Here is a 24187-nt window from a genome sequence, read left to right as displayed (position 1 = left end):
AAGAGTGAGTGGGGCGGACGCGCTCAGACGCTCGCGCCGAGGATCTGCGTCGCGAAGCTCTCGCCGACCTTGGTGGCGGCGGCGGTCATGATGTCGAGGTTGCCGGAGTAGGGCGGCAGGAAGTCGCCGGCGCCCTCGACCTCGAGGAAGATGCCGACCCGGGCGAGTCCGCCGCTGATCGGTGTCGGGTCGTCGAATTGGGGTTCGGCGCGCAGCCGGTAGCCGGGGACGTAGGCCTGCACGGACGCCGCGACGTCGTGGATGGACGCGGTGATCGCGTCCCGGTCGGCGTCGGCGGGAATGGAGCAGAACACGGTGTCCTTCATGAACATCGGTGGTTCGGCCGGGTTCAGGATGATGATCGCCTTGCCCTTCTTCGCTCCGCCGATCGTTTCGATGCCGCGGCTCGTGGTGATCGTGAACTCGTCGATGTTCGCGCGGGTGCCCGGCCCCGCGGACGGCGAGGCCACGCTGGCGACGATCTCGGCGTACGCCACGTCGGTGATCCGGGAGACGGCGTGCACCATGGGGATGGTCGCCTGGCCGCCGCAGGTGATGAGGTTGACGTTCGGCGCGGTCCGGTGCTCGCCCATGTTCACGGCGGGCACGACGGCGGGTCCGAGCGCGGCGGGGGTGAGGTCGACGGCCTGGATGCCGAGTTCCGCGTAGCGGGAGGCGTTGGCCCGGTGCACGTACGCGGACGTGGCCTCGAACACGATGTCGGGACGCTCGTCCTGGGCGAGCAGCCAGTCGACGCCCTCGGCGCTGGCGATCACGCCCCGGTCCGCGGCGCGCTTCAGTCCCTCGCTCTCGGGGTCGACGCCGATCATCCAGCGCGGTTCGATGATCTCCGAGCGGAGCAGCTTGTACATCAGGTCGGTGCCGATGTTGCCGGATCCGACGATCGCGGCGAGAGCCTTGGTCACAGTTGTCGCCTTTACTTGAATTCTACTGATACGGAACCGATGTCACTGAATTCGGCGCGGAACACGTCGCCGGGCCGGGCGTCGATCGCGCGGGTGCACGAACCGGGCAGGATCACGTGCCCGGCCTCGAGCCGCACCCCGAAGCTCGCGACCTTCCGGGCCAGCCAGGCCACGGCCTTCGTGGGATTGCCGAGCACCGCCGACGCCTCGCCCCGCGCGATCTCGTCGTCGCCCCGGAAGAGCACCGCGGAGATGGCGCCGATGTCGACGTTCGCCGGTTCCACACGTCCGGCGCCGAGGATCACCCCGGCCGAGGACGCGTTGTCGGCGATCGTGTCGGCGAGCCCGATCTTCCAGTCCGTGATGCGGGAGTCGATCAGTTCGATGCTGGGAACGATGTATTCGGTGGCCGCGAGCACGTCCGCCTCGGTGCACCCCTCCCCCGGCAGGGTCTCGCCGAGGACGTACCCGATCTCCACCTCGATGCGCGGGTAGCAGAACTGCGCGGTGTCGATCGGCGTCCCCTCGGCGTACACCATGCTCGACAGCAGATGTCCGTAGTCGGGCTCGTCGACACCCATCATCTTCTGCATGACCTCGGAGGACAGTCCGACCTTGTGGCCGTACACCGTTTCCCCCGCCGCCAGCCGCGCCCGGATGTTGAGCAGCGCGATCTCGTACGCGTCGACGACGTCGATGTCCGGGAAGACGGTGGTCAGCGGGTCGATGGGGGCGCGGTCCCGTTCGGCGTTTCGCAACAGGTGGGCGGCGGACAGGCGTTGCGGGTCGCTCAGCATCACGCCACCTCCCCCGCACGTGAGTGCCGTCGTGTGTCCGGGGACTCTTTGCCACTCACCTGGGCGGCGTGCTGCGCGGCGATGTAGCCGAACACCATCGCGGGACCGATGGTCGCGCCCGCGCCGGCGTATTCATTGCCCATCACCGACGCCGACGTGTTGCCGGTGGCGTAGAGGCCGTCGATGACGGATCCGTCCTCGCGGAGCACCCGCGCGTCGGCGTCGGTGACGAGGCCGCCCTTCGTTCCCAGGTCGCCTGCCTCGCAGCGGATCGCGTAGAACGGTCCCTGCGTGATCTCGTCGAGGCACGGGTTCTTCATCGTCGGGTCGCCGTAGTACCGGTCGTACGCGCTGTCGCCACGGCCGAAATCCTCGTCCTTGCCGGAGCGGGCGAAGCCGTTGAACCGGTCGACGGTCGCGACGAGGGTGTCGGCCCTGACACCGATCTGCTCGGCGAGGTCGCGGAGCGTGTCGGCCTTGTGCACCACGCCGGAGTCGTAGAACCCCTGCGGGAACGGCACTCCCGGCAGCACCTGCGCGAACGGGTACCGCGACTTCGCCTTGTTGTCCATCACGAACCACGCCGGGACGTGCCCGCCGTCGAGTTGGTCGTGCACGAAGTTCACGTACGGCGACGACTCGTTGGTGAAGCGTTCGCCGCGACCGTTCACGATCACCGACGGCGGAATGCACCGCTCCGACACCAGCGGGATCACGGCGCCCATCGGGTGCAGCACCGACGGCATCCACCACGCGTCGTCCATGAGGTCGACGGCCGCACCGAGCCGCTGACCCGCGACGATGCCGTCGCCGGTGTTCTCGCGGGCGCCCGCGCTGATGTCCGGGGCGCCGTGCTTGGGCAGGTACTTCGCGCGCATGTCCTGGTTGTGGTCGAATCCGCCGGTCGCGAGCAGCACACCGCGCCGGGCCCCGATCCGGACCGTCCGTCCGTCGCGCTCGGCGAGCACACCGACGACCGCTCCGGCGTCGTCGACGATCAGTTCCGTCATGGACGTCTTCAGCCACAACGGCACTCCGGCGTCCTTGAGGACCATCCGCATCCGTGCGACGAGTGCGCGTCCGCCGGTGGCCATGTGGCGTCGGCGGATCACGTTGGACGCCACCCGCCACGCCGCCACCAGCGACGCCTTGCGGCCCTTCCAGGTGCGCTTGACCATGGCGAGGTCGTGGTAGTCCTTGGACGTGACCCACAGACCCAGTGGGCCTTTCATGCTGTTGGGACGCTGGAACTGCTCGTCCTCCTTCAGCGCCCGGGTGTCGAACGGCGTGCATTCGATGGTGCGCCCGAGCGGACGGCCGCCCTCGTACTCCGGGTGGTAGTCGGAGTACCCCTTCACCCAGTAGAGCGTCATGTGCGGGCTGCGGTCGAGCAGGTCCATCAACTCGGGGCCCTTGTCGACGAACGCGTCGAGGCGGTCGGCGGGAACCGTGCCCTCGGTGATGATGTCGAGGTAGCGGCGGATCGACTCGCGGGAGTCGACGACGCCCTTCGCGCGCAGCGTCGGAGCGTTGGGAATCCAGATGCCGCCGCCGGAGATGGCGGTGGATCCGCCGAACGTCGAGCCCTTGTCGATGACCAGGGTGTCGAGTCCGCGGTGGGCCGCCGTGATGGCGGCGGCCATCCCGCCGCCGCCGCTGCCGACGACGAGGAAATCGACGGTGCTGTCGAATCTTTCGCTCATCGTCCGCTGCCGTCCTTGCGGAGGAGGAAGGCGAGGACGGCGCTCTCGAATGCCGTCTTCTGCTCGATCATCGCCCAGTGCCCGCAGTTCGGGAACACGTGCAGTTCCGCCTTGGGAATCGACCGCATCGGGATGATCGCCATGTCCAGCGGGCTGACCCGGTCGTCGCGACCCCACGTAAGGAGCGTCGGCGCCGTCACCTTGTGCAGCTGGGCCCAGTACGGGGTCGCGTCGGACTCGAGTGCCGCCTTGGCGCCCGCCGCGAACGCGGCCTTGCTGTACATCTTGCGGGCGCTGGCGAGCGTCTCCGGATCGGTGGCCTGCGTCCAGCGTTCCTCGATCAGTTCCTCGGTCACCATGGCGGGGTCGAACACCATCGAGTGCAGCCACGCGATCAGGCGTTCCCGGGTGGGGTCGTCCGTGAACTCCATCAGCAGGTTGATGCCCTCACCGGGACCGGGGCTGAAGAGGTTCCTGCCGATGCCGCCGATGGTGATCAGCTTGGCGACCCGGTCGGGGTGTGCGATGGCGAACTGGGTGGCGACGATGCCGCCCATCGAGTTTCCGAGGATCGCGACCTCGTCGAGTCCGAGCCCGTCGAGGAAGCGGAGTACCGCGTCGCCCGCAGTGAGCATCGGGTGACCACCGAAGTCGTCGCTGACCCCGAATCCCGGGAACTCCAGGATGAAGGTCCGGAAATGTTCCGCGAAGACGCCGAGGTTGCCGCGGAAGTTGCGCCACCCCGTCACGCCGGGGCCGGAGCCGTGCAGCAGCAGAAGCGGCGGACCGTCGCCGGCCTCGTGGTAGCGAAGCACGCCGAGGTCGGTCTTCAGCTCCTTCAGGGTACCCTCGTAACTCGAGTCAGTCGTCATGGTCGATCACGTTGCCAGCGCGCCCCCCGCTCGGACAGAAGCGATCCCGGTCAGCGAGACACCACCCGGTCGCGGACGGCACCCGTCGGGGATTTCCACTGACCGAGACGGCATCTCGTGACGCTTCCGCGCCGTCCCTAGCCTCGGGGACGATCGTCGAACGGGTCGGCGACGGAACAGCACTCGGAGGCGATCTGATGGCAACCGAACCGGCCGACACGACGTCCGGCACACGCGCGGATGCACCCTCGCCGGACGAGATGCGCCGCGCCCTCGGCCAATTCGCCAGTGGCGTCACGGTGGTGACCGGACTCGACACGGAGGGTCCGGTGGGGTTCACGTGCCAGTCGTTCGCGTCGGTATCGCTGGAGCCGCCGCTGATCCTGTTCTGCGCCGACCACCGGGGGCGGGCGTGGCCGCGCATTCGGCGGTCGGGACGGTTCACGATCAACGTGCTGCACGAGGACCAGACGGACCTCTGCTTCCGGTTCGGCTCGAGCCGGGGTTCCAAGTTCGACGGGCTCGCGTGGGAGCCGTCGCGGTGGTCGACGCCGTCACTGCCCGGGGTGCTGCTGCGCGTGCACGCGGACGTGCAGTCGGTGCACGTCGCCGGCGATCACGATGTCGTGATCGGACGCGTCCGGGAACTCGAATCGGTCTGCGAGGAGCGTCCGATGGTGTTCTTCCGCGGCGGTTTCGGCGTCGACGCCGCTCCGCGGCCCGTGCGTGTGTGACGAGTCCAGGGACTCGTCACACACGCACTAGAGCCATTGCCCGGACTGCACCGCGAGGAGCTGGTCGAGGGTCTCGGTCGACCACGAGTTGTCCGGGATCTCCGGAGCCCGGCGGCCGCGACGGGGGGCGCCCAGTTCGGGGTGCAACGTCCGGGTGACCTCCCGGGCGGCGTCGACAACGAGCGGGGCGACGCGTTCGAGTTGGACGGTGCGCGCGTCCCCGCACAGCGAGATACCGGCCACCGGTCCGTCGGCGCTGCGGACCGCGACACCGACGCAGCCGATTCCGCGGACCGCTTCACCTCGCTCGAAGGCGAGACCTCGGCGCTGCCGGATCCGGTTGAGTTCCTGGTGCAGCGTGGACAGCTCGGTGATCGTGCGGTCCGTGCGGCGGCCCAGTCGCGGCCCGTACAGGCCGTCGACCTGCTCGGGGTCGACCCACGCGAGCATCGCCTTGCCGCCCGCGGTCGTGTAGGCGGGCACACGCCCGCCCACCCGGGACGGCAGGGTGGCAGCCATCCGCCCGCCCACCTTGTCGAGGTACACGCTGTCCGCGCCGTCCAGCACGGCGAGGTGCACCACCATCCCGGTCTGCATGTGGAGTTCGTGCAGCAGTGGCGCCGCGGCCGCCCGGACCTGGCTGTGCCCGTTGTCGCCGCCACCGAGCCCCATCGCGCGCCGCCCGAGGCAGTAGCCGAAGCTCGCGTGATCGACCCAGTCGAGGCGGACGAGCTGGTCGAGGATGCGGTGCACCGTGGACCGCGGCAGCCGGGTGCGGCAGGCCACCTCTTCGAGGGTCAGACGCGACGTGCGGCCGTCGAACGCGTCGAGGATCAGCGTCATCCGCTCGACCATCGACGGGGGCAGATCCTTCTTCGCAGCGGGTACCGACAATGCTTCATCCGAATCGACGACAGTCATCGACGCCTCCAAATATCCTGGTCACACGCATACGTCCGACAAAAATTGAAATGAATTCTTAAAATACTAACAGTCGTGCGCGCCGCTGGGAAGAAATCGGGCAACCACCGCGTCCGGTGACCGGGAATGCCCGCACAGCCCCCGGGCACCTCGAGTACAACGGGGACGACAGACGACCCCGAGAGCGGAGTTACGAACTGATGCACATAGGAATCGCGCCGCCCATCGTCATCGCGCACCCCTCCGTCCGCGCGGACTGGGAAGCCGGCGCCGGGATCGCGGAGTTGACCGCGATCGCCCGGACCGCCGACCGCCTCGGCTACCACCACCTCACCTGCAGTGAGCACGTCGCCGTGCCCACCGACGTCGCCGTGGAACGCGGCGGCACCTACTGGGACCCGCTTGCGACCCTCGGGTTCCTCGCCGCCCACACCGGTGGCATCCGCCTGGCGACGCAGGTTCTGGTACTCGGGTACCACCACCCACTCGAGATCGCCAAGCGGTACGGCACGCTCGACGTCGTCAGCGGCGGCCGGCTCGTACTGGGGTTGGGTGTGGGCAGCCTGCGCGAGGAATTCGACCTGCTCGGCGCCCACTTCGACGACCGGGGCGCCCGCGCCGACGACGCCCTCGCGGCGCTGCGTGCGTCGCTGTCGCACCCCCGCCCCGAGTACCACGGCAGGTTCTTCGACTTCGACGGTGTCGTCGTCGAACCGCACGCCGTCCAGCCGCGGGTCCCGCTGTGGATAGGGGGACGGACCCTGCGGTCCCTGCGCCGCGCGGCGACGCTCGGCGACGGGTGGGTGCCGTTCGGCCTCTCGCTCGACGAGTTGTGCGCCCTGCTCGGCAAGGTCGATCTCCCCGACAGTTTCGAGGTGGTCCTCAGCGCCGGTGCACCGCTCGACCCGATCGGGTCCCGCGACGCCGTGACCCGCGCCCTCGAACGACGACGCGACGCCGGGACCACCGTCGTCAGCGCCACCCTCGCATCCACAAGCGCCGACCACTACTGCGAGCAACTGGACGCCCTCCGGCAACTCGGCGACCAACTCGGCCTTTCCTTCCGCACGCCCACCGAAGACAGGATCCGCCCATGACCGACACCGACGAACTCGTCCGCGCACTCGCCGAACGCGTCACCGCGCTCGAAGACAAGATCGCCATCCTCGAACTGATGACCGCCTACGGTCCCGCCATCGACAGCGGTTCCGCCGACGCGGTCGCGCGGCTGTGGACCGAGGACGGCGTCTACGACGTGGACACCGGGGTGATGCGCGGGCACGCGGCCATCACGGCGATGGTGCAGTCGGAGGCGCATCAGGGCTGGATCGGCGGCGGTTGCGCGCACATGCTCGAGCCCGGGCACGTGCGCATCGACGGCGACACCGCCGTGGCCACCTGCAAGTCGCAGTTGATCATCTCCGACGACAACGGGTTCCGGGTGCACCGGATCACGGCGAACCGGTGGGAACTCGCCAAGATCGACGGCGAGTGGAAGGTGACCCGACGGATCAATCGACTGCTCGACGGCCGCGAGGAGGCGCGCTCGCTGCTCGCCGCGGGTGTACGCGCCTGACTGCATACACCGACACGAGGCCCGCACTGCTGCGGGCCTCGTGTCGTCGTGGCGGAGGGAAGGTCAGGCGGCCATCTCCGAGGTGGGCGCCGCCACATCGGCGGGGCGGTCGATCCTGTTGCGGGTGAGCAGAAGTCCCATCACCGCGGCCAGCAGTCCGGCGACGGCGAGCGTGAAGAACGCGTACACGAATCCCTTCTCCGAGTACTGCGCGGCGCGGCCCACCAGCACGACACCCGGGATCGCGACGATCGCGATCATCACCTGGCTGCCGATCGCGCTGCCCAGCGAGCCCGACAGGTTGAGCATCCCGCCGGCGATGCCCTGCGTCTGCGCGGGCACGGTGCGCATGATGAGGTTCGGCAACGTCGCCGACGCGGAGCCCAGGCCGAGGCCGATCACCAACTGACCGAACATCATCTGCGCCGTCGAGTCGTGCAGCGTGGCGAGCAGGACCGAGCCGAGCGCGAGGGAGGCGCCGCCGAACACCAGCACCGGTGCCGGACCGATGCGGCGGGTGAAGTACCCGCCGACGGGGCCTGCGATCATCGACACGACGCCCGTGGGAACGGTGTAGATCGCGACGGCGAGGGCGGTGACGCCGAACCCGTAGCCGAGACCGAGGCCGGGATCGGTCATCACGAACATCGGGATCAGCATCGAATGGCTCACCAGGACGAACTGGACGAAACCACTGGCCGCCAGTGTTTTCGCGACGGGTCCGTGCTTGAGCATCTGCAGGTCGATGAGCGGTTCCTTCGGCGTGCGCTCGTACAGCAGCCAGCCGGCGAGGATGGCGAGACCGCCGCCCACGCACAGCAGCGTCTGCGGGGCGGTGTATCCCCACGCGGTGGCCTTGCCGATGCCGAACAGCAGCACGAAGGCGCCGAGTCCGAGGATGACCGCGCCGAGCACGTCGAGCTTCGACCGCGTCCGCAACGTGGTCTCGGGAACGAGGATCGCGACCGCGATTCCGGCGACCGCCACGTGGAGAAGTTGCGCCCAGAACACGCCGGTGTAGCCGAAGTGGTCGATGAGGTAGCCGCCGATGATCGGGCCGAGGATCGTGCTGGCGCCCATGCCGGTGGCGACGAAGCCGACCGCCACGGGAATGACGGACGGGGGCAGGATGTCTCGGATCAACCCGTAGGCGAGCACGAGGATGGCCATGCCCGCGCCCTGCAGTCCGCGCCCGACGAGGAACAGTTCGAAGTTGGGGGCCAGCGCACCGAGGAGTGATCCGGCGCCGAATACGGCGGCGGATACCAGCATCATCCGCTTCTTGCCGTAGATGTCGCCGAGTTTGCCGACGAGCGGAGTCGAGGCGGCGAGCATGAGGGTCACGATGGTGATCACCCAGCCGACGTTCGCGGTGCCGAAGTGTTTCGCGATCTCCGGCAGCGCCGGGGTGACGAAGTTGTAGGCGAGCGGGATGACTTCGACGAGAAGGATGATCAAGGCCAGGAGGGCGAACGACTTCCCGCGCGAGAGGGGTGCGCGCTCCGCCTCGCCTGGGGACAGGGGCATGTTATGCATATGGGGCTCCGGGGGATTCGTGAGGATCAGCACGCCCAACCTGGCATGCCGCCCAGTGACGTCGACCACAGTTCCCACTCACCGAGACCTGCCCGCGGCCGGTGTCGTCGACATCGAATCCGCAGGAGAAGTAGAAAACATTCCTGCACTGAATCGCACTCATGTAGTGACTGATCAGTAGTTCATGCGATACAACTAGAATGAAATCTAATTCTCTTCGCGATCAGGAGCAGCCATGACGGAATCACTCAGCCTCACCGGACGCACCGCCGTCGTCACCGGCGCCGGCGCAGGCCTCGGCCGTGCGGAAGCCCTCGCACTCGCCGCCGCCGGCGCCGCGGTCGTCGTCAACGACATGGGCGACGGCGCACACGAGGTGGCCGCGGAGATCACCGCCGCCGGCGGCCGCGCCACCGCCGTCACCGGAGACGTCTCCGACTGGGCGCTGGGCGAACGCCTCGTCCACGAGGCCGTCGGCACCTTCGGGTCGATGGACATCCTCGTCAACAACGCCGGAATCCTGCGCGACAAGATGATTTTCAACCTCTCCGAATCCGACTGGGATGACGTCATCCGTGTTCATCTCAAGGGTCACGCCGCCACGTCCCGCGCGGCGGCCGTGCACTGGCGCGAGGCGAGCAAGGCCGCCGGGGGCCCGGTGTACGGGCGGGTCGTCAACACGTCGTCCGAGGCGTTCCTGTTCGGATCGGCGGGCCAGCCCAACTACTCGGCCGCGAAGGCCGGGATCACCGCGCTCACCCTGTCGACGGCACAGGGACTGTCCCGCTACGGAATACGGGCCAACGCGATCTGCCCGCGGGCCAGGACGGCGATGACCGCCGACGCGTTCGGCGAGAACACGGCCGACGCGGGACTCGACCCGCTGTCGCCGGAACGGGTGGCCACCCTCGTCCACTACCTGTCCTCCCCCGCCGCCGACGAGATCAACGGACAGGTCTTCGTCGTGTACGGCAGGATGGTCGCGCTGATGGCGGCGCCGAAGGTCGAGAATCGCTTCGACGCAGCGGGTTCCGCGTTCTCGCCGGAGGAGCTCGACGGCCTCCTCACCCCCTACTTCGCGGGCCGCGGACCGTACGAGAACTACGCGGCGTTCAGCGTCGCCGAATTGGAGAAGGCCGCCCTCGCGACCGGCGACGCGGCCGGTGTGCGATGAGGCTGCACGGCAAGACGGCGATCGTGACCGGCGGCGCCGGAGGGATCGGTCGGGCCGTCACGACGGTGTTCGTCCGCGAGGGCGCGAACGTCCTGTTCGTCGACATCGACGACCGACGCGGCCGGGAACTCGAGCAGGAACTGGGAGCGAACGCCCGGTTCGTGCACACCGACATCTCCCTCCGCGAGTCCGCCGAGCAGATCCGGGACGCCGCCGTCGCAGCGTTCGGATCCGTGGACGTGCTCGTCAACAACGCCCACGCATCGCGGCAGGCGCTGCTGATCGACCACACCCAGGAGATGTTCGATCTCTCGTTCCAGACCGGGTTCTATCCCGTGGTGCACCTGATGCAGGCCTGCTACGAGCAGCTGAAGGCGGCGCAGGGCTCGGTGATCAACTTCGCGTCCGGGTCCGGGCTCGACGGCATGCCCACCCAGACGTCGTACGCCGCGGCGAAGGAAGCGATTCGCGGCGTCAGCCGGGTGGCCGCCAACGAGTGGGCGGCCGATCAGGTCCGGGTCAACGTGATCTGCCCGTTCGCCGCGACCGAGGGTGTCGTCGCTTGGCAGGAACGATTCCCCGACCGCGCGGCCGCCTCCGTCGCGAAGGTTCCGCTGCAACGCATCGGCGATCCCGAGACCGACATCGCGCCCGTCGCGGTGTTCCTCGCCTCCGACGATTCCCGCTACATGACCGGACAGACACTGATGGCGGACGGCGGCAGCATCAAGCTGCGCTAGTTTGCCGGACAAGGAGAACGAAGATGGACGACTTCCAGGGCCGAGTTGCCCTGATCACCGGCGGCGCCCGCGGCCAGGGCCGCAGCCACGCGGTCGGGCTGGCCGAACGCGGCGCCGACATTGTTCTGTGCGACCGGTGCGAGGACAGTGCGGCGGTGAACTATCCCCTGGCGACCGCGGCCGACCTCGACGAGACCGCCGAACTGGTGCGCGCCACCGGCCGCCGGTGCCTCACCGCCAAGGCGGACACCGCCGACCGGGCGGCGATGGACGCGCTGGTCGCGGAGGCCGAATCCGAGTTCGGGCGGATCGACATCGCGGTCGCGAATGCCGGCATCTCGGTGGCCGCTCCGGTGCAGTCGCTCACGCAGGAGCAGTGGTCGGAGGCGATCGGGTCCAACCTCACCGGCGTCTTCAACACCGTCGGAGCGGTGGCGCCCGGCATGATCCGGCGCGGATACGGGCGGATCGTCACCATCTCGTCGATGCTCGGCCGGGCCGGCAGCACCAACATGGCGGCGTACGCGGCGTCGAAGTGGGGTGTCATCGGGCTCACCAAGAGCGCGGCCCTCGATCTCGCACCGCACGGCGTCACCGTGAATGCGATTGCGCCGGGCAATATCTCGACGCCGATGATCCACAACGATGCCCTCTACCGGATGATGCGCCCCGACCTGGAGACGCCCTCCGCGGAGGATGTGGAACCGGTGTTCCGCACCCTGCACGCCCAGCCCGTCGCATGGTTGGACGCCGCCGAGATCACCCGGGTGGTGCTGTTCCTCGCAGCGGAGGGCAGCGCACACATCAGCGGCACCGTGCTGCCCGTCGACGCGGGCAATGCCGCCCGCGGCCTGTGAGTACTTATTAACCGCCCGACGTTGACAAGTACTCACGGGTGGTTGATCAATGCTTTGATTACATGGCTTCCGGCGCTACTCTGAATCCATGCCCGAGCAGACGACCGACCAGAGCAACTTGGACTTCCTGTCCTTCGTGGACTTCGCGGTCGGCAAGACCGTCGACGAGCTGCCCGACGTCGATCCGGTCTCCATGCGGCTCGTTCTCGCGCTGCACCGGGTGACCAGCGCCCTCGTCTACGACCTCGAGTCGGCGGTCCACCGGCCCAGCGGGTGGAGCTGGCCCGGCTTCCGGGTGCTGTTCGTGTTGTGGCTCGCCGGCCCGTGCGAGTCCAAGCGGGTGGCGTCGCTGTCCGGGATGAGCAGGTCGGCGGTGTCTGCCCTGGTGAACACGCTGGAGCGGGACGGTCTGGTGACACGACAGCCGTCCACCGGAGATCGTCGCGCCGTCGATCTCGACCTGACCGACGCGGGGCACGACGCCATCGTCAGTACCTATTCCACGCACAACAAGCGCGAGCAGGCGTGGACCGAGGCGCTGACACCGTCGGAGCGGCTGGCCCTGATCGGGTTGCTGGAGAAGCTGGCGTCCGGTACCGCGGCGCAGGAAGCCATCACACGCAGTTGAAGCAGGTGCACAGGCCATGAGCAGTCTCCTCCACCCCGGCGACCAGCGCCTCGTCTCGTTCGACGAGTTCCGCGAGTCGGTGAGCGACGCGTTCGTACCGCTCGAGATGACGTCGGACGACCACGACGACTTCCGTGGCGTCGTTCGCGGCGCGGCAGTCGGCGCGGTCCGGGTCACCGAGATCGTCGCGGCCCCCCACGTCATTCGGAGAACGCCGCGGACCATCCGCGCCGCCAACCCCGACTACTTCAAACTCGGACTGCAGGTGCGCGGCCGCTGTGTTCTGACGCAGGACGGCCGGGAAGCCGCGCTCGCCCCCGGCGATTTCTCGATCTACGACACCACCCGGCCGTATCAACTGTCCTTCGACGACCGGTTCCAGATGCTCGTCGTGATGTTTCCCCGGAATCTCCTGCGCGTTCCATCCGACGGCATCGCACAGCTCACCGCGTCCCGGGTCTCGGGCACGCACGGACTCGGCGCCCTCGTCACCCCACTGCTGCGTGGACTCGGCGAGCAGATCGCCGACGCGTCCCCCGCCGTCGCCGTCCACCTCGGTGATGCCGTTCTCGACCTGGTCGGCGCCGCATTCGCGGAGCAACTTCACCTCGTCGACGGGCGGGCCCCGACGTCGCGCCGGAACGACCTGTGGGTCCGGGTCACCGCGTTCATCGACGATCGGCTCGCCGACCGGGAACTTGATCTGCACTCGATCGCGGCCGCGCACCACATCTCGGTTCGGCACCTGCAGAAGCTGTTCGAGGCCGAAGGCGACACGGTGAGTGCGTGGATCCGGCGGCGCAGACTCGAAAGGTGCCGGCGCGACCTGGCCGATCACCGCTACCGCGATCTGCCGGTCTCGGCCATCGGTGCGCGCTGGGGATTCGTCGACGCGGCCCACTTCTCCCGGCTCTTCAAGAACACCCACGGATCGACGCCCGGCACCTACCGCGCCGAGGCCGCACCCCTCACGGGGTAGGCGAGTCGGATTCGATGATCTCGGCGACCTCGTCGAGGTGGACCGGTCTGCGCCAACTGTCCCAGCCGACGTGGATCTGCCGCGGATGGACGGACGGGTCGAGCACGCCGGACTGGTGAGTGTGCCCGTGCAGCAACCAGTCTCCCTCGTCCTGCAGGCGGTACTGCACACCCCGGTCCTCCGCGGTGTGGTCGCCGGTGTACGGGAAATGGGAGAGCAGCACCGCGCGGCCCGCGATCTTCCGTCGGGCGAACAGCTGCACCGACGCGAACGTGTCGAGAAAGACGCGCTGCCTCACATGGCTGTTGCGGTTCGCCATCGGATGGCACGAGTCGTGATTGCCCGGAACCAGGTGCAGTTCGACGTTCCGCGTCCGCGCCAACTCGCCCAGCGCGCGGAGCGCCCAGTCCTCGGCCGCCCGGCCTCCGACCGTGACGTCGCCCAGGACCCAGAGTTCATCCCCACTCACGACGGCGGCCCCGATGCTGGCGAGGATGGACTCGTCGTGCGCGTCGATCTCCGTGTCGAAGCCCCGGATCTCCACCAGCCGCGCATGACGAAGGTGCAGGTCGGAGGTGAACCAGACGCTCATGGGCCTCCTTACCGAAAGGGTCGTGGCCGACCGTCGTCGGAACACGATATCGGCCCCTGCCGACAGGATGACCGACCCGGACCGTTCAACCGCCACCGTGCGGCGCGCCCGAACTCCCGCTCCGCTGCGTCCCAGCGGATACCGGGTCGGGGTGCGATACTCCCGGTGGCTCCTGCCTCGTATTCAACCCTTAACCGAGAAGTCCGGAAGGATGCACCGATGAAGGTCACGATTGCACGAACCGTAGGAATGTCCGCCGCAGTCGCCGGCACGGCACTGCTCGCCGCACCCACCGCATCCGCGGCACCCGAGGACCTCGCCGTGGACATCGCCGTCGACGGCAACGCGATAGTCATGGACGTCGCGTACGACGTTCCCGGAGCCGTGGTGTGTGTGCTGAACGTCCTCCCCGTCGACGGCACCGTGCCCGCCGCCGTCGTGGGACCCACCACGGTCATGGGTGGGGACGACGGCGAACTGCGGGCCACCGTCGATCCCGGCAAGTACACGGTGCAATGGTCCTGCTCGAGCATTCCGTCGTTCGAACAGTGGGGCACCGCTCCGCCGCTGACCAACGGCACCGAGGACCCCGTCGACGTCACCGTCACCGTCACGTCCGGGCCGGGCGGCGGAGGTTCGTCCGGCAGCCCGTTCGGCAGCTGACTACCGCCCGGTAGGCAATCCGGGGCGAATGCGTAACGAAACCGAGGCGAGCGGGGATTGACAGTACGGAATCCCGCAACGGACAGGAACCCTCCGCCATGGCTACCGTCACGCACATCGATATCGCTCGCGCCCGCCGCTCCCGTCGGGTTCTCTTCATCGGCAACCCCACGCGGTACAAAGAGGTGTCGCACTGGGCGATGGTCAAGCAGTGGATGGTGGTCCACGGACTCGAGCCGGTCCGGAAGATGGACGGCCCCGCGCTGTGCGCGATCGTCACCGAGGACGTCCTCGACGGCGTCGGCTCGCCCCAGGACGCGCAGGCGATCCAGAAGGCCCGGGAACAGGGCATTCCGTGTATCAGCGTGCACGACAGCACCCAGATCTGGCAGGCCACGGCCCGGGTGCGTGCCAGCATCGCGCGATCCGCGGGCGGCGCACACCCGAGCCCGCACCACCAGGGAGCCTGAGGGAACCCGGGCCACCGGCATGGTCGACTGGGACGGCGAAGGGTACGCGGACGTCGGCGCACTCCAGCGGGCCGTCGCGGAGAACACGATCGCCGAGCTCACCCTCGCGGGCACTGAAACCGTGCTCGACGTGGGGTGCGGCGACGGATTCGTCACCCTCCGGATCGCCGAGCGACTTCCCCGAGGTTCGGTGACCGGAGTGGACGCGTCGCCGCGGATGATCGAGAAGGCGCGTTCGAGAGCGGTGCCGGACGATGCCCGCGCAGAGTTTCGGGTGGCCGACGCACTCGATCTCCCCTTCCACGACGAGTTCGACGTCGCGGTGTCGTTCAACGCACTGCACTGGGTCCCCGACCTGCAGGTAGCGCTGGCCGGGATCGCCCGCAGCGTCGTGGACGGTGGACGTGTGATCATCCAGATGGTGTGCGCGAGCCCGCGGACCAGCGTCGAAGACGTCGAGATGGCGGTGTCCGCACGCCCGCGCTGGGCGCAATTCTTCACCGGCTTCACGGCGCCGTACATCCACATCGAACCGGAGAAGTTCCGCGACCTCGCCCGAGGCGCCGGACTCGACACCACCGACCTCGTCGTCCGCGACGTCGAATGGGACTTCGGTTCGCGGGAGGAATTCACCCGGTGGTGCACCGTCGGATCCACCGACTGGACGACGCACCTCGACGAAGCAGACGTCTCCGCATTCATGGAGGACGTCGTGCGCGAGTACGAGCAGATCTCCGGACGCCCCGGACTTTTCCTCTTCACCCAGATGCGGGCGGAACTCGTCCGGACGACGCAGCGCTCGTAGGCCGCCCTGACCTGTGCCCCCAGTCGGACTCGAACCGACACTGTGCGGATTTTAAGTCCGCTGCCTCTGCCAATTGGGCTATAGGGGCTGACGGTCGCCGAGAGTGTGGCTCGGCGACCGTGCGCAGATCACCCTAGCTCAGGCGATCGACAATGCGATTCCGTCGAGGATGTCGTGTTCGCTGACGACGAGATGGTCGATTCCCGCCTTCTTCTCGAATGCGTCGGCCAGTGCCAGGGTCACGATGGCGCCGCCGCCGATGACGTCGACCCGCCCCGGGTGCATCGGTCCGAGGGCGGCCCGTTCGGTGTGGGTCATGGCGATCAGCGAGTTGCAGACGTCCCGCAGCCGCGGCAGCGGGATGCGGGAGAGATGGACCTGCTCGGCGTCGTACTCGGGCAGTTCTTTCGCGAGCGCGGCGATCGTGGTCATGGTCCCCGCGACGCCGACCCAGGTGTGGGCCTGTTCGACGGGAACGCGGGCGAAGGCGTCGTCGAGACGCTCCTGCGCGACGGAGCGCGCCTCCTCGACCTGTGCAGGGGTCGGCGGATCGTCGTGGAGGCAGCGTTCGGTGATGCGCACGCACCCGATGTCGGTCGAGAACGCCGCGTGGACGCCGGATTCGTCACCCAGCACGACCTCGGTGGAACCGCCGCCGAGGTCCACGACCACGAACGGTCCCTGCGCCGGATCCAGTTCGCCGACCGCACCGTTGAACGACAGCCGCGCTTCCTCGTCGCCGGTGATGACTTCGGCGCCCGCGCCGGCTATCACGGCTCCGAGGACCTCCCGGGTCATCGAGAAGAAATCGTCCCGGTTGGATGCGTCGCGGGTGGCCGACGTGGCCACCATGCGGACCGCGGTGGCGCCGGCCTCCGCGATCATTCCGGCGTACTCGGCCAACGCGATCCGGGTGCGTTCGATGGCCTCGGGTGCCAGCCGGCCGGTGGCGTCGACGCCCTGCCCCAGCCGGACGACCCGCATCTCCCGGCGCACGTCGTGCAGTGCGCCACGGTCGTCGACGTCGGCAATGAGCAGGCGGATGGAGTTGGTGCCGCAGTCGACGGCAGCGACCCGCGTCACTGCTCGGGGCTTTCGACGTCGTCGATGCCGGGCCAGTCCGCGGGGATCGCGGTGCCCCGCAGCTTGCCGCCGGCCGCGGACGCGGCGAGTGCCACGGACTCGTCGCCCAGCGGGTTGACGCCCGGGCCCTTTGCCAGCGAGTGCGCCATCAGCACGTGCAGGCACTTGACGCGCTCCGGCATTCCGCCGCCGGTGAAGTCGGTGCCGAGGGGCTCGATGGCGTCGCGCTCGGCGAGATACGACTGGTGGGCGCGCAGATATGCGGCCGCGAGTTCCGGATCCTGCGCGAGGCGCTCGGTCATCTCCCGCATCACTCCCGCGGACTCCTGCCTGCTGGCTTCCGCGGTGAGGCGCGGGTCCGTCAGGTAGTACAGCGTCGGGAACGGGGTTCCGTCGGGAAGTTTGGGCGCGGTCTTCACGACGCCGGGCTTGCCGTCGGGACTGCGGTACGCGATCTCGAGCACTCCGCGCGGTTCGCGGCCCAATTGGGCGGCGACGGCGTCGAGGTCTTCCTGCGGCACGGGGCTGGACGGGTCGGACGAAGTGGTCACCCGGTGGGTTCTCCTGGTTCTGGCGGTACGGGCGGCGGGACCACGGGGGGTGCCGGCGCCGGCGCCGGCTGCACCTCGGGTGCGACCGGCGGTTCTGAAATGGTCTTCCACAGGTCGGAGTACCAGGCGCCCGTCATCTCGGCGTCCTTCTCCTCCGGCTTCTCCGGCTCCTTGTAGTCGCCGGGCAGCTGCACCTGGAACGGGGTGTCTCCGGGTTTCACCCAGCGGAGACGGCCACGCGCCTGCGCCTCGATGTAGGCGGGATCCGAGTAGCGCTCCTCGAGCACCCGCAGGTCCTTCAGTTCCTTCTCGAGCTGAACCTGTTCCGCCGCAATACGATCCGCCTCACTGCGCTGGGTGAGGTAGTTGCGCAGCGGAACCGCGAGGGTGAGGGCGAGGAGCAACACGACCATCACGAGGATCAGTGCCCGGCCGGTCGACAACCCGAGGATCGTGTGCTCGGACCGGGTGATGCGGGCGGCCCCGGTCGCGCCCACCCGTCTGGGGCGGGCGCGACCGGGGAGCACCTTGCCGGTGTCGGTGCCGTCGACGGACTCCGGTTTGCCGTCGGTCTGACCGGGAGTCGTCGACTTGGTGGTGCGGGGACGCCGCGCTCCCGGCTGGCCGTCTGCCCGGTTTCCGCGCGCGCGTTCACCACGCCCGGAACCCCGGCCGCCCGGACTGGCTCCGGACGACCGCGGCCTACCGCGCTGTGCCACCTACCCCAACACCCCTTACGTCGAACGGTCGAACGTCAGCCTTCGAACGAGAACCGCGGGAACGCGACCTCGCCTGCGTAGCGGGCGGCGTCGCCCAGGTTCTCCTCGATGCGCAGCAGCTGGTTGTACTTGGCGACGCGCTCGCTGCGAGCGGGTGCACCGGTCTTGATCTGACCGCTGCCCACGGCGACCGCGAGGTCGGCGATGGTGGTGTCCTCGGTCTCGCCGGACCGGTGGCTCATCATCGTCTTGTAGCCGTTGCGGTGCGCGAGATCGACGGCGTCGAGGGTCTCGGTCAGCGTGCCGATCTGGTTGACCTTCACCAGCAAAGCGTTCGCGGCGCCCTTGACGATGCCCTCCTCGAGCCGCTCCGGGTTGGTGACGAACAGGTCGTCACCGACCAGCTGCACCTTGTTGCCGATCTGATCGGTCAGGGCGACCCAGCCGTCCCAGTCGTCCTCGTCCAACGGGTCCTCGATGGACACGATCGGGTATGCGTCGACCAGTTCGGCGTAGAACGCCGCCATCTCTTCCGCGGTCCGGTCGCTGCCCTCGAACTTGTAGCCGGTGCCGTCGGTGTAGAACTCGGTGGCGGCGACGTCGAGCGCCAGCGCCACGTCGGTGCCCAGGACCAGACCGGTCTTGCCGATGGCGACGCTGATCAGGTCGAGGGCTTCCTTGGTGCCCGCGACGTCGGGGGCGAAGCCGCCCTCGTCACCGAGTCCGGTGGCCAGGCCCTTCTCCTTGAGCACCGACTTCAGCGCGTGGTACACCTCGGCGCCCCAGCGCAGCGACTCCTTGAACGTGGCGGCACCGATCGGGGCGACCATGAACTCCTGGACGTCGACACCGGTGTCGGCGTGCGCGCCACCGTTGAGGATGTTCATCATCGGGACGGGCAGGACGTGGGCGTTGGGGCCGCCGACGTAGCGGAAGAGGTCGAGTCCCGAGGACTCGGCGGCCGCGCGGGCCACTGCCAGCGATGCACCGAGGAGCGCGTTGGCGCCGAGGCGGGACTTGTCCGGGGTGCCGTCCGCGTCGAGGAGCGCCTGGTCGACGGTGCGCTGCTCGGTGGCGTCGATGCCGATGATGGCCGGCGCGATCTCGTTCAGCACGGCCTCGACGGCCTTCTCGACGCCCTTGCCGTTGTAGCGGTCGCCGCCGTCACGCAGCTCGACGGCCTCGTGCTCACCGGTCGACGCGCCCGACGGAACCGCGGCGCGAGCGAAACTTCCGTCGTCGAGCAGCACCTCGACCTCCACCGTGGGGTTACCACGGGAATCGAGGATCTCACGGGCTCCGACCTGCTCAATGATGGACACTTGCTGATTCTCCTTTATTGGGCTTCGCACTGTGCACCGACCGGTCCGATCGTGACAGGACACCAGATCGTGCCAGGACACAGCGTAACGGCACACCGAAACCGGCGCGGGATGGCGCGCACATCGTGGACGAATGGCCGGATGGCCGGGATTTACGGGCGGACTCCGACCGAGTAGGCCGACGCCCGGTCGCGCACCGACGCGAGGTAGTCGCCCGACAGGTTGTACGCCATCAGTGCCGACTGCCAGCCCTCGGCGGTCGTCAGATCGCCGCCCCGCTCACACAGGTAGCGGGCCGCCGTCAACGATGCGTCGTCGATGTTGTCCGGGTCGGCCACACCGTCGCCGTTGGCGTCGACCCCCCACCGCTTCCAGGTCTCGGGGATGAATTGCAGCGGTCCCATGGCACGGTCGTGGAGGGGGTCGCCGTCCATTGCCCCGCCGTCGGTGTCAGGGATCTCGGCGACGCCGGGTCCGCCGTCGAGGGGGATTCCGCGGATCGGCGGTGTGACCTGACCCGTAGGCCCGACCGTCGATCCGCGGTAGGTGCCGTGCCTGCTCTCCACGCTCCCGATTCCGGCGAGGGTGGTCCAGCCGATGCCGCAGCCCGGTCTGGTCTGGGCCATTACCGCCGCCGCGTAGCCGTACGCCTCGAGCGCGGTGTGTCCGACGCCGATCGAATCGGCCAGTCCGGTAGACCAGTCGTGTAGTTGGTCCGCGGACCGTCCGGGCGCGTCGACGTCGATCGGTGGGGTGGCCGCCCCGGGTCCCGGCGGGATGCCTTCCGGTATCGCGATCCGCGGTTGCTGCTCCCGCGAGCACGCGCCGTACGCGAGAACCACGACAACCGTCGCCGCCAGAAGGGCGAACACCGGTCCGGGCCATCGGGAACGACGCTTCGGCCGCGCGGGATATCGGTTCACGTCTCCATCATCCACACAAAAGTCGCCGATCCCGGAACCGCGAGACAGCCCCCACACCGCGTCGCCGACGAGGACACACCCCGCGCGAAGGTAAAGAGTTGTAAAAGTGCTGGTGAGGGCTTCTTCCGGGAAGCGGGCTCGGTGTATGTTTTTCAGAGGCCTAAGGTTCGCCTTGCCTACCGCAAGGTTGCCTACCCAACATTGCGGATCGCTCTGCTCGACCTCGTCTCGCTCAGGAGTGTTCATGTCCGTCCTCGCCGCAGGGACCGCGACCGCGCCGTCGATCGCCACGCAACTGTTCGGCAGCGGACTGATCGGACTCCGCGAAGGACTCGAAGCGGGAATCGTCGTCATGATCCTCGCCGCGTTCCTCGTGAAAGCGCAGCGCAGGGACGCCCTCAAGTGGGTATGGCTCGGCGTCGGCATCGCCGTGGCGATGGTGGCGGCCATCTTCCTCGTCATCCACTACGGAACGTCCACCGTCACCGGACTGACCGCCGAGATCATCGCCGGCGTCGCCTCCCTCGTCGCGGTCGCGATCGTCACCGCGATGGTGCTGTGGATGCGCAAGGCTGCGCGCACCATCTCCCACGATCTCAAGGCCGGTATGGAGAAGGCACTGGTCGCCGGACCGGTCGCGGTGCTCACCCTCGCCTTCTTCGCCGTCGGCCGGGAAGGCGTCGAGACCGCACTCCTCATGGTCGGCTACGCCGAGAACACGGCGGGCAGCGTCTGGCCCCTGATCGGCCTCCTGCTCGGCATCGTCGCCGCCGCGGTCCTCACGGTTCTCCTGTACTTCGGGGCCGTCCGGCTCGACTTCGCGAAATTCTTCAAATACACCGGCATCTTCCTGATCATCGTCGCCGCCGGAATCCTCGGGTACGGCGTCCACGCCCTGCAGGTCGGCGGCGTCCTGCCCGGGGGGTCGGCGCTCGCCTTCGACATCTCCGACAGCTACGACGCCTCCAGCTGGTACGGCACCGTTTTCGCCGGCATCTTCAACTTCCGCCCCGATCCGACCATTCTTCAGGCGGTCGCCTGGATCGTGTACGTCGTCGTGGTCCTGTTCCTGTTCCTCCGGCCCGTCTCCCCACCGAAACCGGTGCCCGCCGCCGGTGGCTCCAGCGAGCGCACCGACTCTCCGTCCACCACCCCCGATGAAACCGTCTCGTGAAAGGCACCGTCCGCCCATGAAGACCATGCGCCGAACCACCTTCGCCCTCGCCTCGGTCGCGGTGCTGCCGCTCGCTCTCGCCGGCTGCACCGAGAAGTCGACCGCGAACAGCGACGACATCACGGTCACCGCGAGCGACGATTCGTGCGACGTCAGCACCGACTCCGGGACCACCGGCACGAGCACGTTCCAGGTCACCAACAACGGAAGCAAGGTCACCGAGTTCTACGTGTTCGCCGAGGGCGACCGGGCGATGGGTGAGGTCGAGAACATCGGTCCCGGCCTCACCCGCCAGCTCATCGTGTCGCTGCCCGACGCCGGCACCTACCAGCTCGCGTGCAAGCCCGGCATGGTCGGCAACGGCATCCGCCAGGACTTCACCGTCACCGGCGACTCGACGAGCGCGTCCGACGAGAGCGGGCAGCTCGCCGAGGCCGCCGAGGGCTACCGCCGCTACATCCGCAGCCAGGTCGTGGCCCTGCAGGACACGACGCAGAAGTTCGTCGACGCCGTCAAGGCGGGCAACATCGAGCAGGCCAAGGCCCTCTTCCCCGTCGCCCGCACCTACTACGAGCGCATCGAACCCGAGGCCGAGAGCTTCGGCGAACTCGACCCCAAGCTCGACCTGCGGGAAGCCGACCTCGAACCCGGGCAGGCCTGGACGGGCTTCCACCGGCTCGAGAAGGATCTGTGGGTCACGGGCCCCCAGCCGGACACCAACGCAATCGCCGACCAACTCGTCGTCGACGTCCAGTACCTCGCCGACCAGGTGAACGCCGAGGACTACACGATCGATCCCACCAAGATCGCCGGCGACGCACAGGGGCTGCTCGACGAGATCGCGACGTCGAAGATCACCGGCGAGGAAGACATCTTCTCCCACACCGATCTGTGGGACTTCCAGGCCAACGTCGACGGCTCGCAGGCCGCGGTCGCCGCACTGCAGCCGATCATCGAAGAACGCAATCCCGAACTGGCCGCGAACCTCACCCAGCGGTTCGCGGACCTCGACGCCGAACTCGCTCAGTACCGTCAGGGTGACGGGTTCGTCTTCTACGACACTGTCAACGAACAACAGCGCCAAGAACTGTCGCGCCAGATCGACGCCCTCTCGGCCGAGGTCAGCCAGGTTCAGGGCGTGGTAGCAGGCGCATGATCATGACTGATCCGACCGGTACGACCGACACGACAACCACGGTGGACGAGCGCAGGGGCGTGTCCCGACGACGTCTGTTCGGCGCCGTCGGGGCGGGAGCCGCCCTCGCCGGCGCCGGCGCACTGGTCGGGCGCGCCACCGCCGCCGAACCGCCCCTGTCGCATGCCGACGTGGTCGCCTTCCGGGGCGAACACCAGGCAGGCATCGTGACACCGGCGCAGGATCGGATGCACTTCGTCGCGTTCGACGTCACCACGAAGTCTCGCGAGGAACTCGAAGCGCTGCTGAAGAAGTGGACCGAGATGGCCGATCGGATGACGTCCGGCGAGGAGGCCACCCCGGACGGTGCCATCGGCGACGGCGCCCACGTTCCGCCCAGCGACACCGGTGAGGCGCTGGGGCTCGCGGCGTCCCAGCTCACCCTCACCATCGGATTCGGGCCCTCCCTGTTCGACGACCGATTCGGGTTCGCGTCCAAGAAACCCGCGGCGCTCGTGGAACTTCCGCACTTCCGGGCAGACAACCTGGATCCGGCGCGCAGCGGCGGCGACATCGCGATCCAGGCGTGCGCCAACGACCCGCAGGTGGCCGTCCACGCCATCCGCAACCTGGCTCGTGTCGCGTTCGGGACGGCCTCGGTCCGCTGGTCGCAATTGGGGTTCGGCCGCACGTCGTCGACGTCGACCACCCAGGACACCCCGCGAAACCTGTTCGGTTTCAAGGACGGGACGAACAACATCAAGGCGGAGCAAACCGACGTCGTCGACGAGAACGTCTGGGTGGCGTCCGGCGACGACCAGCCGTGGATGGGCGGCGGCGCGTATCTGGTGGCGCGGCGGATCCGCATGCTCATCGAGCAGTGGGACCGCACCGTGCTCGGCGAGCAGGAGCGAGTGATCGGGCGGTCCAAGGGCACGGGCGCTCCCCTGAGCGGCAAGGCGGAGTTCGACGAACTCGACTTCGATTCCAAGAAGGGCCACGACCCGGTGATCGACGTGGACGCACACGTCCGGTTGGCGTCCGCGCAGGAGTTGGGCGGCATCCAGATCCTCCGTCGCGGCTACAACTTCACCGACGGCTCCGACGGTTTCGGCCACCTGGACGCCGGACTCTTCTTCATCGCCTACTGCCGCAACCCGCAGGAACAATTCGTGCCGATGCAGCTCAACCTGTCCCGGAACGACGCGATGAACGAGTACATCCAGCATGTCGGTTCCGCCCTCTTCGCCTGCCCACCCGGACTCGCCGAGGGGCAGTACTGGGGGCAGGGCCTCTTCACGTAGCCG

General features: G+C 68.5%; 26 protein-coding genes and 1 tRNA gene. 14 read left to right on the top strand and 13 right to left on the bottom strand.

Annotated elements, in window-relative coordinates:
* Positions 1–23: 23 nt before the first annotated feature.
* The 4 genes from ACFTWF_RS26715 to ACFTWF_RS26700 are packed head-to-tail and all read right to left on the bottom strand — an operon-like array spanning position 24 to position 4298.
* Positions 24–926: an acetaldehyde dehydrogenase (acetylating) gene (locus ACFTWF_RS26715; protein ID WP_378464160.1), complete on the bottom strand. Its 903-nt coding sequence runs from the start codon at positions 924–926 to the stop codon at positions 24–26.
* A gap of 11 nt (positions 927–937) precedes the next feature.
* The gene (locus tag ACFTWF_RS26710) at positions 938–1723 is read right to left on the bottom strand and encodes a 2-keto-4-pentenoate hydratase (protein ID WP_378464159.1); all 786 of its coding nucleotides are present in this window, start codon (positions 1721–1723) and stop codon (positions 938–940) included.
* Positions 1723–3426: an FAD-binding protein gene (locus ACFTWF_RS26705; protein WP_378464158.1), complete on the bottom strand. Its 1704-nt coding sequence runs from the start codon at positions 3424–3426 to the stop codon at positions 1723–1725. The genes ACFTWF_RS26710 and ACFTWF_RS26705 overlap by 1 nt, the downstream gene beginning before the upstream one ends.
* Positions 3423–4298, bottom strand: a complete 876-nt coding sequence (locus ACFTWF_RS26700) for an alpha/beta fold hydrolase (protein ID WP_378464157.1) — start codon at positions 4296–4298, stop codon at positions 3423–3425. The genes ACFTWF_RS26705 and ACFTWF_RS26700 overlap by 4 nt, the downstream gene beginning before the upstream one ends.
* 197 nt (positions 4299–4495) lie before the next feature.
* On the opposite strand from ACFTWF_RS26700, the gene ACFTWF_RS26695 reads away from it, so the two are divergent.
* Positions 4496–5032, top strand: coding sequence for a flavin reductase family protein (locus tag ACFTWF_RS26695; RefSeq protein ID WP_378464156.1), 537 nt, complete (start codon positions 4496–4498; stop codon positions 5030–5032).
* A gap of 27 nt (positions 5033–5059) precedes the next feature.
* Here the strand turns inward: ACFTWF_RS26695 and ACFTWF_RS26690 are convergent, their stop codons facing one another.
* Positions 5060–5953 (bottom strand): IclR family transcriptional regulator, encoded by an 894-nt coding sequence (locus ACFTWF_RS26690; protein ID WP_378464155.1) that lies wholly within the window; start codon positions 5951–5953, stop codon positions 5060–5062.
* Between the two features lie 200 nt (positions 5954–6153).
* Between ACFTWF_RS26690 and ACFTWF_RS26685 the strand changes: the two genes are divergently transcribed.
* Entirely contained in the window at positions 6154–7050 is an 897-nt protein-coding gene (locus ACFTWF_RS26685) for a TIGR03619 family F420-dependent LLM class oxidoreductase (RefSeq protein ID WP_378464154.1), read from the top strand.
* Positions 7047–7529, top strand: a complete 483-nt coding sequence (locus ACFTWF_RS26680; protein ID WP_378464153.1) for a nuclear transport factor 2 family protein — start codon at positions 7047–7049, stop codon at positions 7527–7529. Before ACFTWF_RS26685 ends, ACFTWF_RS26680 begins: the two co-directional genes overlap by 4 nt.
* A 63-nt stretch (positions 7530–7592) precedes the next feature.
* On the opposite strand, the gene ACFTWF_RS26675 is transcribed toward ACFTWF_RS26680, so the two are convergent.
* Positions 7593–9056: an MFS transporter gene (locus ACFTWF_RS26675; RefSeq protein ID WP_378464152.1), complete on the bottom strand. Its 1464-nt coding sequence runs from the start codon at positions 9054–9056 to the stop codon at positions 7593–7595.
* Between the two features lie 244 nt (positions 9057–9300).
* Here ACFTWF_RS26675 and ACFTWF_RS26670 point away from each other — a divergent pair, with 244 nt between their 5' ends.
* The 5 genes from ACFTWF_RS26670 to ACFTWF_RS26650 all read left to right on the top strand — a co-directional run bounded on the left by ACFTWF_RS26670 (position 9301) and on the right by ACFTWF_RS26650 (position 13443).
* The gene (locus ACFTWF_RS26670) at positions 9301–10239 is read left to right on the top strand and encodes a 3-oxoacyl-ACP reductase (protein WP_378464151.1); all 939 of its coding nucleotides are present in this window, start codon (positions 9301–9303) and stop codon (positions 10237–10239) included.
* A complete protein-coding gene (locus ACFTWF_RS26665; RefSeq protein WP_378464150.1) occupies positions 10236–10979 on the top strand; it encodes an SDR family NAD(P)-dependent oxidoreductase in 744 nt (247 codons plus the stop codon). The genes ACFTWF_RS26670 and ACFTWF_RS26665 overlap by 4 nt, the downstream gene beginning before the upstream one ends.
* Positions 10980–11002: 23 nt before the next feature.
* A complete protein-coding gene (locus ACFTWF_RS26660; protein WP_378464149.1) occupies positions 11003–11836 on the top strand; it encodes a mycofactocin-coupled SDR family oxidoreductase in 834 nt (277 codons plus the stop codon).
* Positions 11837–11924: 88 nt separating this feature from the next.
* Complete coding sequence (locus ACFTWF_RS26655) at positions 11925–12464, top strand: MarR family winged helix-turn-helix transcriptional regulator (protein WP_378464148.1); 540 nt, start codon at positions 11925–11927, stop codon at positions 12462–12464.
* Positions 12465–12480: 16 nt separating this feature from the next.
* On the top strand, positions 12481–13443 hold the full coding sequence (locus tag ACFTWF_RS26650; protein WP_378464147.1) for a helix-turn-helix domain-containing protein: 963 nt from the start codon (positions 12481–12483) through the stop codon (positions 13441–13443).
* On the opposite strand, the gene ACFTWF_RS26645 is transcribed toward ACFTWF_RS26650, so the two are convergent.
* The gene (locus ACFTWF_RS26645; RefSeq protein WP_378464146.1) at positions 13433–14035 is read right to left on the bottom strand and encodes a metallophosphoesterase; all 603 of its coding nucleotides are present in this window, start codon (positions 14033–14035) and stop codon (positions 13433–13435) included. The genes ACFTWF_RS26650 and ACFTWF_RS26645 overlap by 11 nt on opposite strands.
* Before the next feature lie 219 nt (positions 14036–14254).
* On the opposite strand from ACFTWF_RS26645, the gene ACFTWF_RS26640 reads away from it, so the two are divergent.
* From ACFTWF_RS26640 to ACFTWF_RS26630, 3 genes are all read left to right on the top strand, one after another.
* The gene (locus ACFTWF_RS26640) at positions 14255–14698 is read left to right on the top strand and encodes a hypothetical protein (protein ID WP_378464145.1); all 444 of its coding nucleotides are present in this window, start codon (positions 14255–14257) and stop codon (positions 14696–14698) included.
* A gap of 98 nt (positions 14699–14796) precedes the next feature.
* A complete protein-coding gene (locus ACFTWF_RS26635; RefSeq protein WP_378464144.1) occupies positions 14797–15168 on the top strand; it encodes a hypothetical protein in 372 nt (123 codons plus the stop codon).
* Positions 15169–15187: 19 nt separating this feature from the next.
* A complete protein-coding gene (locus tag ACFTWF_RS26630) occupies positions 15188–15973 on the top strand; it encodes a class I SAM-dependent methyltransferase (protein ID WP_378464208.1) in 786 nt (261 codons plus the stop codon).
* A gap of 14 nt (positions 15974–15987) precedes the next feature.
* On the opposite strand, the gene ACFTWF_RS26625 is transcribed toward ACFTWF_RS26630, so the two are convergent.
* The 6 genes from ACFTWF_RS26625 to ACFTWF_RS26600 form a co-directional block, all read right to left on the bottom strand.
* Positions 15988–16061: transfer RNA gene (locus tag ACFTWF_RS26625), tRNA-Leu, on the bottom strand.
* Positions 16062–16111: 50 nt separating this feature from the next.
* Complete coding sequence (locus ACFTWF_RS26620; RefSeq protein ID WP_378464143.1) at positions 16112–17056, bottom strand: exopolyphosphatase; 945 nt, start codon at positions 17054–17056, stop codon at positions 16112–16114.
* Entirely contained in the window at positions 17053–17607 is a 555-nt protein-coding gene (locus tag ACFTWF_RS26615) for a DUF501 domain-containing protein (protein WP_378464142.1), read from the bottom strand. The genes ACFTWF_RS26620 and ACFTWF_RS26615 overlap by 4 nt, the downstream gene beginning before the upstream one ends.
* Positions 17604–18326 carry a septum formation initiator family protein gene (locus ACFTWF_RS26610; protein WP_378464141.1) on the bottom strand — a complete coding sequence of 241 codons (723 nt, stop codon included), beginning with the start codon at positions 18324–18326 and terminating at the stop codon, positions 17604–17606. Before ACFTWF_RS26610 ends, ACFTWF_RS26615 begins: the two co-directional genes overlap by 4 nt.
* 35 nt (positions 18327–18361) lie before the next feature.
* Positions 18362–19648: a phosphopyruvate hydratase gene (gene eno, locus ACFTWF_RS26605; RefSeq protein WP_378464140.1), complete on the bottom strand. Its 1287-nt coding sequence runs from the start codon at positions 19646–19648 to the stop codon at positions 18362–18364.
* A gap of 152 nt (positions 19649–19800) precedes the next feature.
* A complete protein-coding gene (locus ACFTWF_RS26600; protein WP_378464139.1) occupies positions 19801–20571 on the bottom strand; it encodes a lytic transglycosylase domain-containing protein in 771 nt (256 codons plus the stop codon).
* Between the two features lie 244 nt (positions 20572–20815).
* Between ACFTWF_RS26600 and efeU the strand changes: the two genes are divergently transcribed.
* The 3 genes from efeU to efeB are packed head-to-tail and all read left to right on the top strand — an operon-like array spanning position 20816 to position 24184.
* Positions 20816–21745, top strand: coding sequence for an iron uptake transporter permease EfeU (efeU, locus tag ACFTWF_RS26595; RefSeq protein ID WP_378464138.1), 930 nt, complete (start codon positions 20816–20818; stop codon positions 21743–21745).
* Positions 21746–21761: 16 nt separating this feature from the next.
* Complete coding sequence (gene efeO, locus ACFTWF_RS26590) at positions 21762–22901, top strand: iron uptake system protein EfeO (RefSeq protein ID WP_378464137.1); 1140 nt, start codon at positions 21762–21764, stop codon at positions 22899–22901.
* 2 nt (positions 22902–22903) lie between these two features.
* Positions 22904–24184: an iron uptake transporter deferrochelatase/peroxidase subunit gene (gene efeB, locus ACFTWF_RS26585; RefSeq protein ID WP_378464136.1), complete on the top strand. Its 1281-nt coding sequence runs from the start codon at positions 22904–22906 to the stop codon at positions 24182–24184.
* Positions 24185–24187 lie beyond the last annotated feature (3 nt).

The organism is Rhodococcus sp. NPDC056960 (assembly GCF_042674125.1).
Lineage (GTDB): Bacteria > Actinomycetota > Actinomycetes > Mycobacteriales > Mycobacteriaceae > Rhodococcus_F.
The sequence above is the reverse complement of the archived record's forward strand: the minus strand, read 5'-3'. Positions and strand labels throughout refer to the sequence as shown.

Coding starts and splice junctions, on each gene's coding strand:
- efeO (WP_378464137.1), top strand. CDS start 21,762: ATGAAGACCATGCGCCGAACCACCTTCGCCCTCGCCTCGGTCGCGGTG.
- ACFTWF_RS26705 (WP_378464158.1), bottom strand. CDS start 3,426: ATGAGCGAAAGATTCGACAGCACCGTCGATTTCCTCGTCGTCGGCAGC.
- ACFTWF_RS26695 (WP_378464156.1), top strand. CDS start 4,496: ATGGCAACCGAACCGGCCGACACGACGTCCGGCACACGCGCGGATGCA.
- ACFTWF_RS26675 (WP_378464152.1), bottom strand. CDS start 9,056: ATGCCCCTGTCCCCAGGCGAGGCGGAGCGCGCACCCCTCTCGCGCGGG.
- ACFTWF_RS26700 (WP_378464157.1), bottom strand. CDS start 4,298: ATGACGACTGACTCGAGTTACGAGGGTACCCTGAAGGAGCTGAAGACC.
- ACFTWF_RS26710 (WP_378464159.1), bottom strand. CDS start 1,723: ATGCTGAGCGACCCGCAACGCCTGTCCGCCGCCCACCTGTTGCGAAAC.
- ACFTWF_RS26665 (WP_378464150.1), top strand. CDS start 10,236: ATGAGGCTGCACGGCAAGACGGCGATCGTGACCGGCGGCGCCGGAGGG.
- ACFTWF_RS26670 (WP_378464151.1), top strand. CDS start 9,301: ATGACGGAATCACTCAGCCTCACCGGACGCACCGCCGTCGTCACCGGC.
- ACFTWF_RS26655 (WP_378464148.1), top strand. CDS start 11,925: ATGCCCGAGCAGACGACCGACCAGAGCAACTTGGACTTCCTGTCCTTC.
- efeU (WP_378464138.1), top strand. CDS start 20,816: ATGTCCGTCCTCGCCGCAGGGACCGCGACCGCGCCGTCGATCGCCACG.
- ACFTWF_RS26650 (WP_378464147.1), top strand. CDS start 12,481: ATGAGCAGTCTCCTCCACCCCGGCGACCAGCGCCTCGTCTCGTTCGAC.
- ACFTWF_RS26645 (WP_378464146.1), bottom strand. CDS start 14,035: ATGAGCGTCTGGTTCACCTCCGACCTGCACCTTCGTCATGCGCGGCTG.
- ACFTWF_RS26690 (WP_378464155.1), bottom strand. CDS start 5,953: ATGACTGTCGTCGATTCGGATGAAGCATTGTCGGTACCCGCTGCGAAG.
- ACFTWF_RS26680 (WP_378464153.1), top strand. CDS start 7,047: ATGACCGACACCGACGAACTCGTCCGCGCACTCGCCGAACGCGTCACC.
- ACFTWF_RS26685 (WP_378464154.1), top strand. CDS start 6,154: ATGCACATAGGAATCGCGCCGCCCATCGTCATCGCGCACCCCTCCGTC.
- ACFTWF_RS26640 (WP_378464145.1), top strand. CDS start 14,255: ATGAAGGTCACGATTGCACGAACCGTAGGAATGTCCGCCGCAGTCGCC.
- ACFTWF_RS26630 (WP_378464208.1), top strand. CDS start 15,188: ATGGTCGACTGGGACGGCGAAGGGTACGCGGACGTCGGCGCACTCCAG.
- efeB (WP_378464136.1), top strand. CDS start 22,904: ATGACTGATCCGACCGGTACGACCGACACGACAACCACGGTGGACGAG.
- ACFTWF_RS26635 (WP_378464144.1), top strand. CDS start 14,797: ATGGCTACCGTCACGCACATCGATATCGCTCGCGCCCGCCGCTCCCGT.
- ACFTWF_RS26660 (WP_378464149.1), top strand. CDS start 11,003: ATGGACGACTTCCAGGGCCGAGTTGCCCTGATCACCGGCGGCGCCCGC.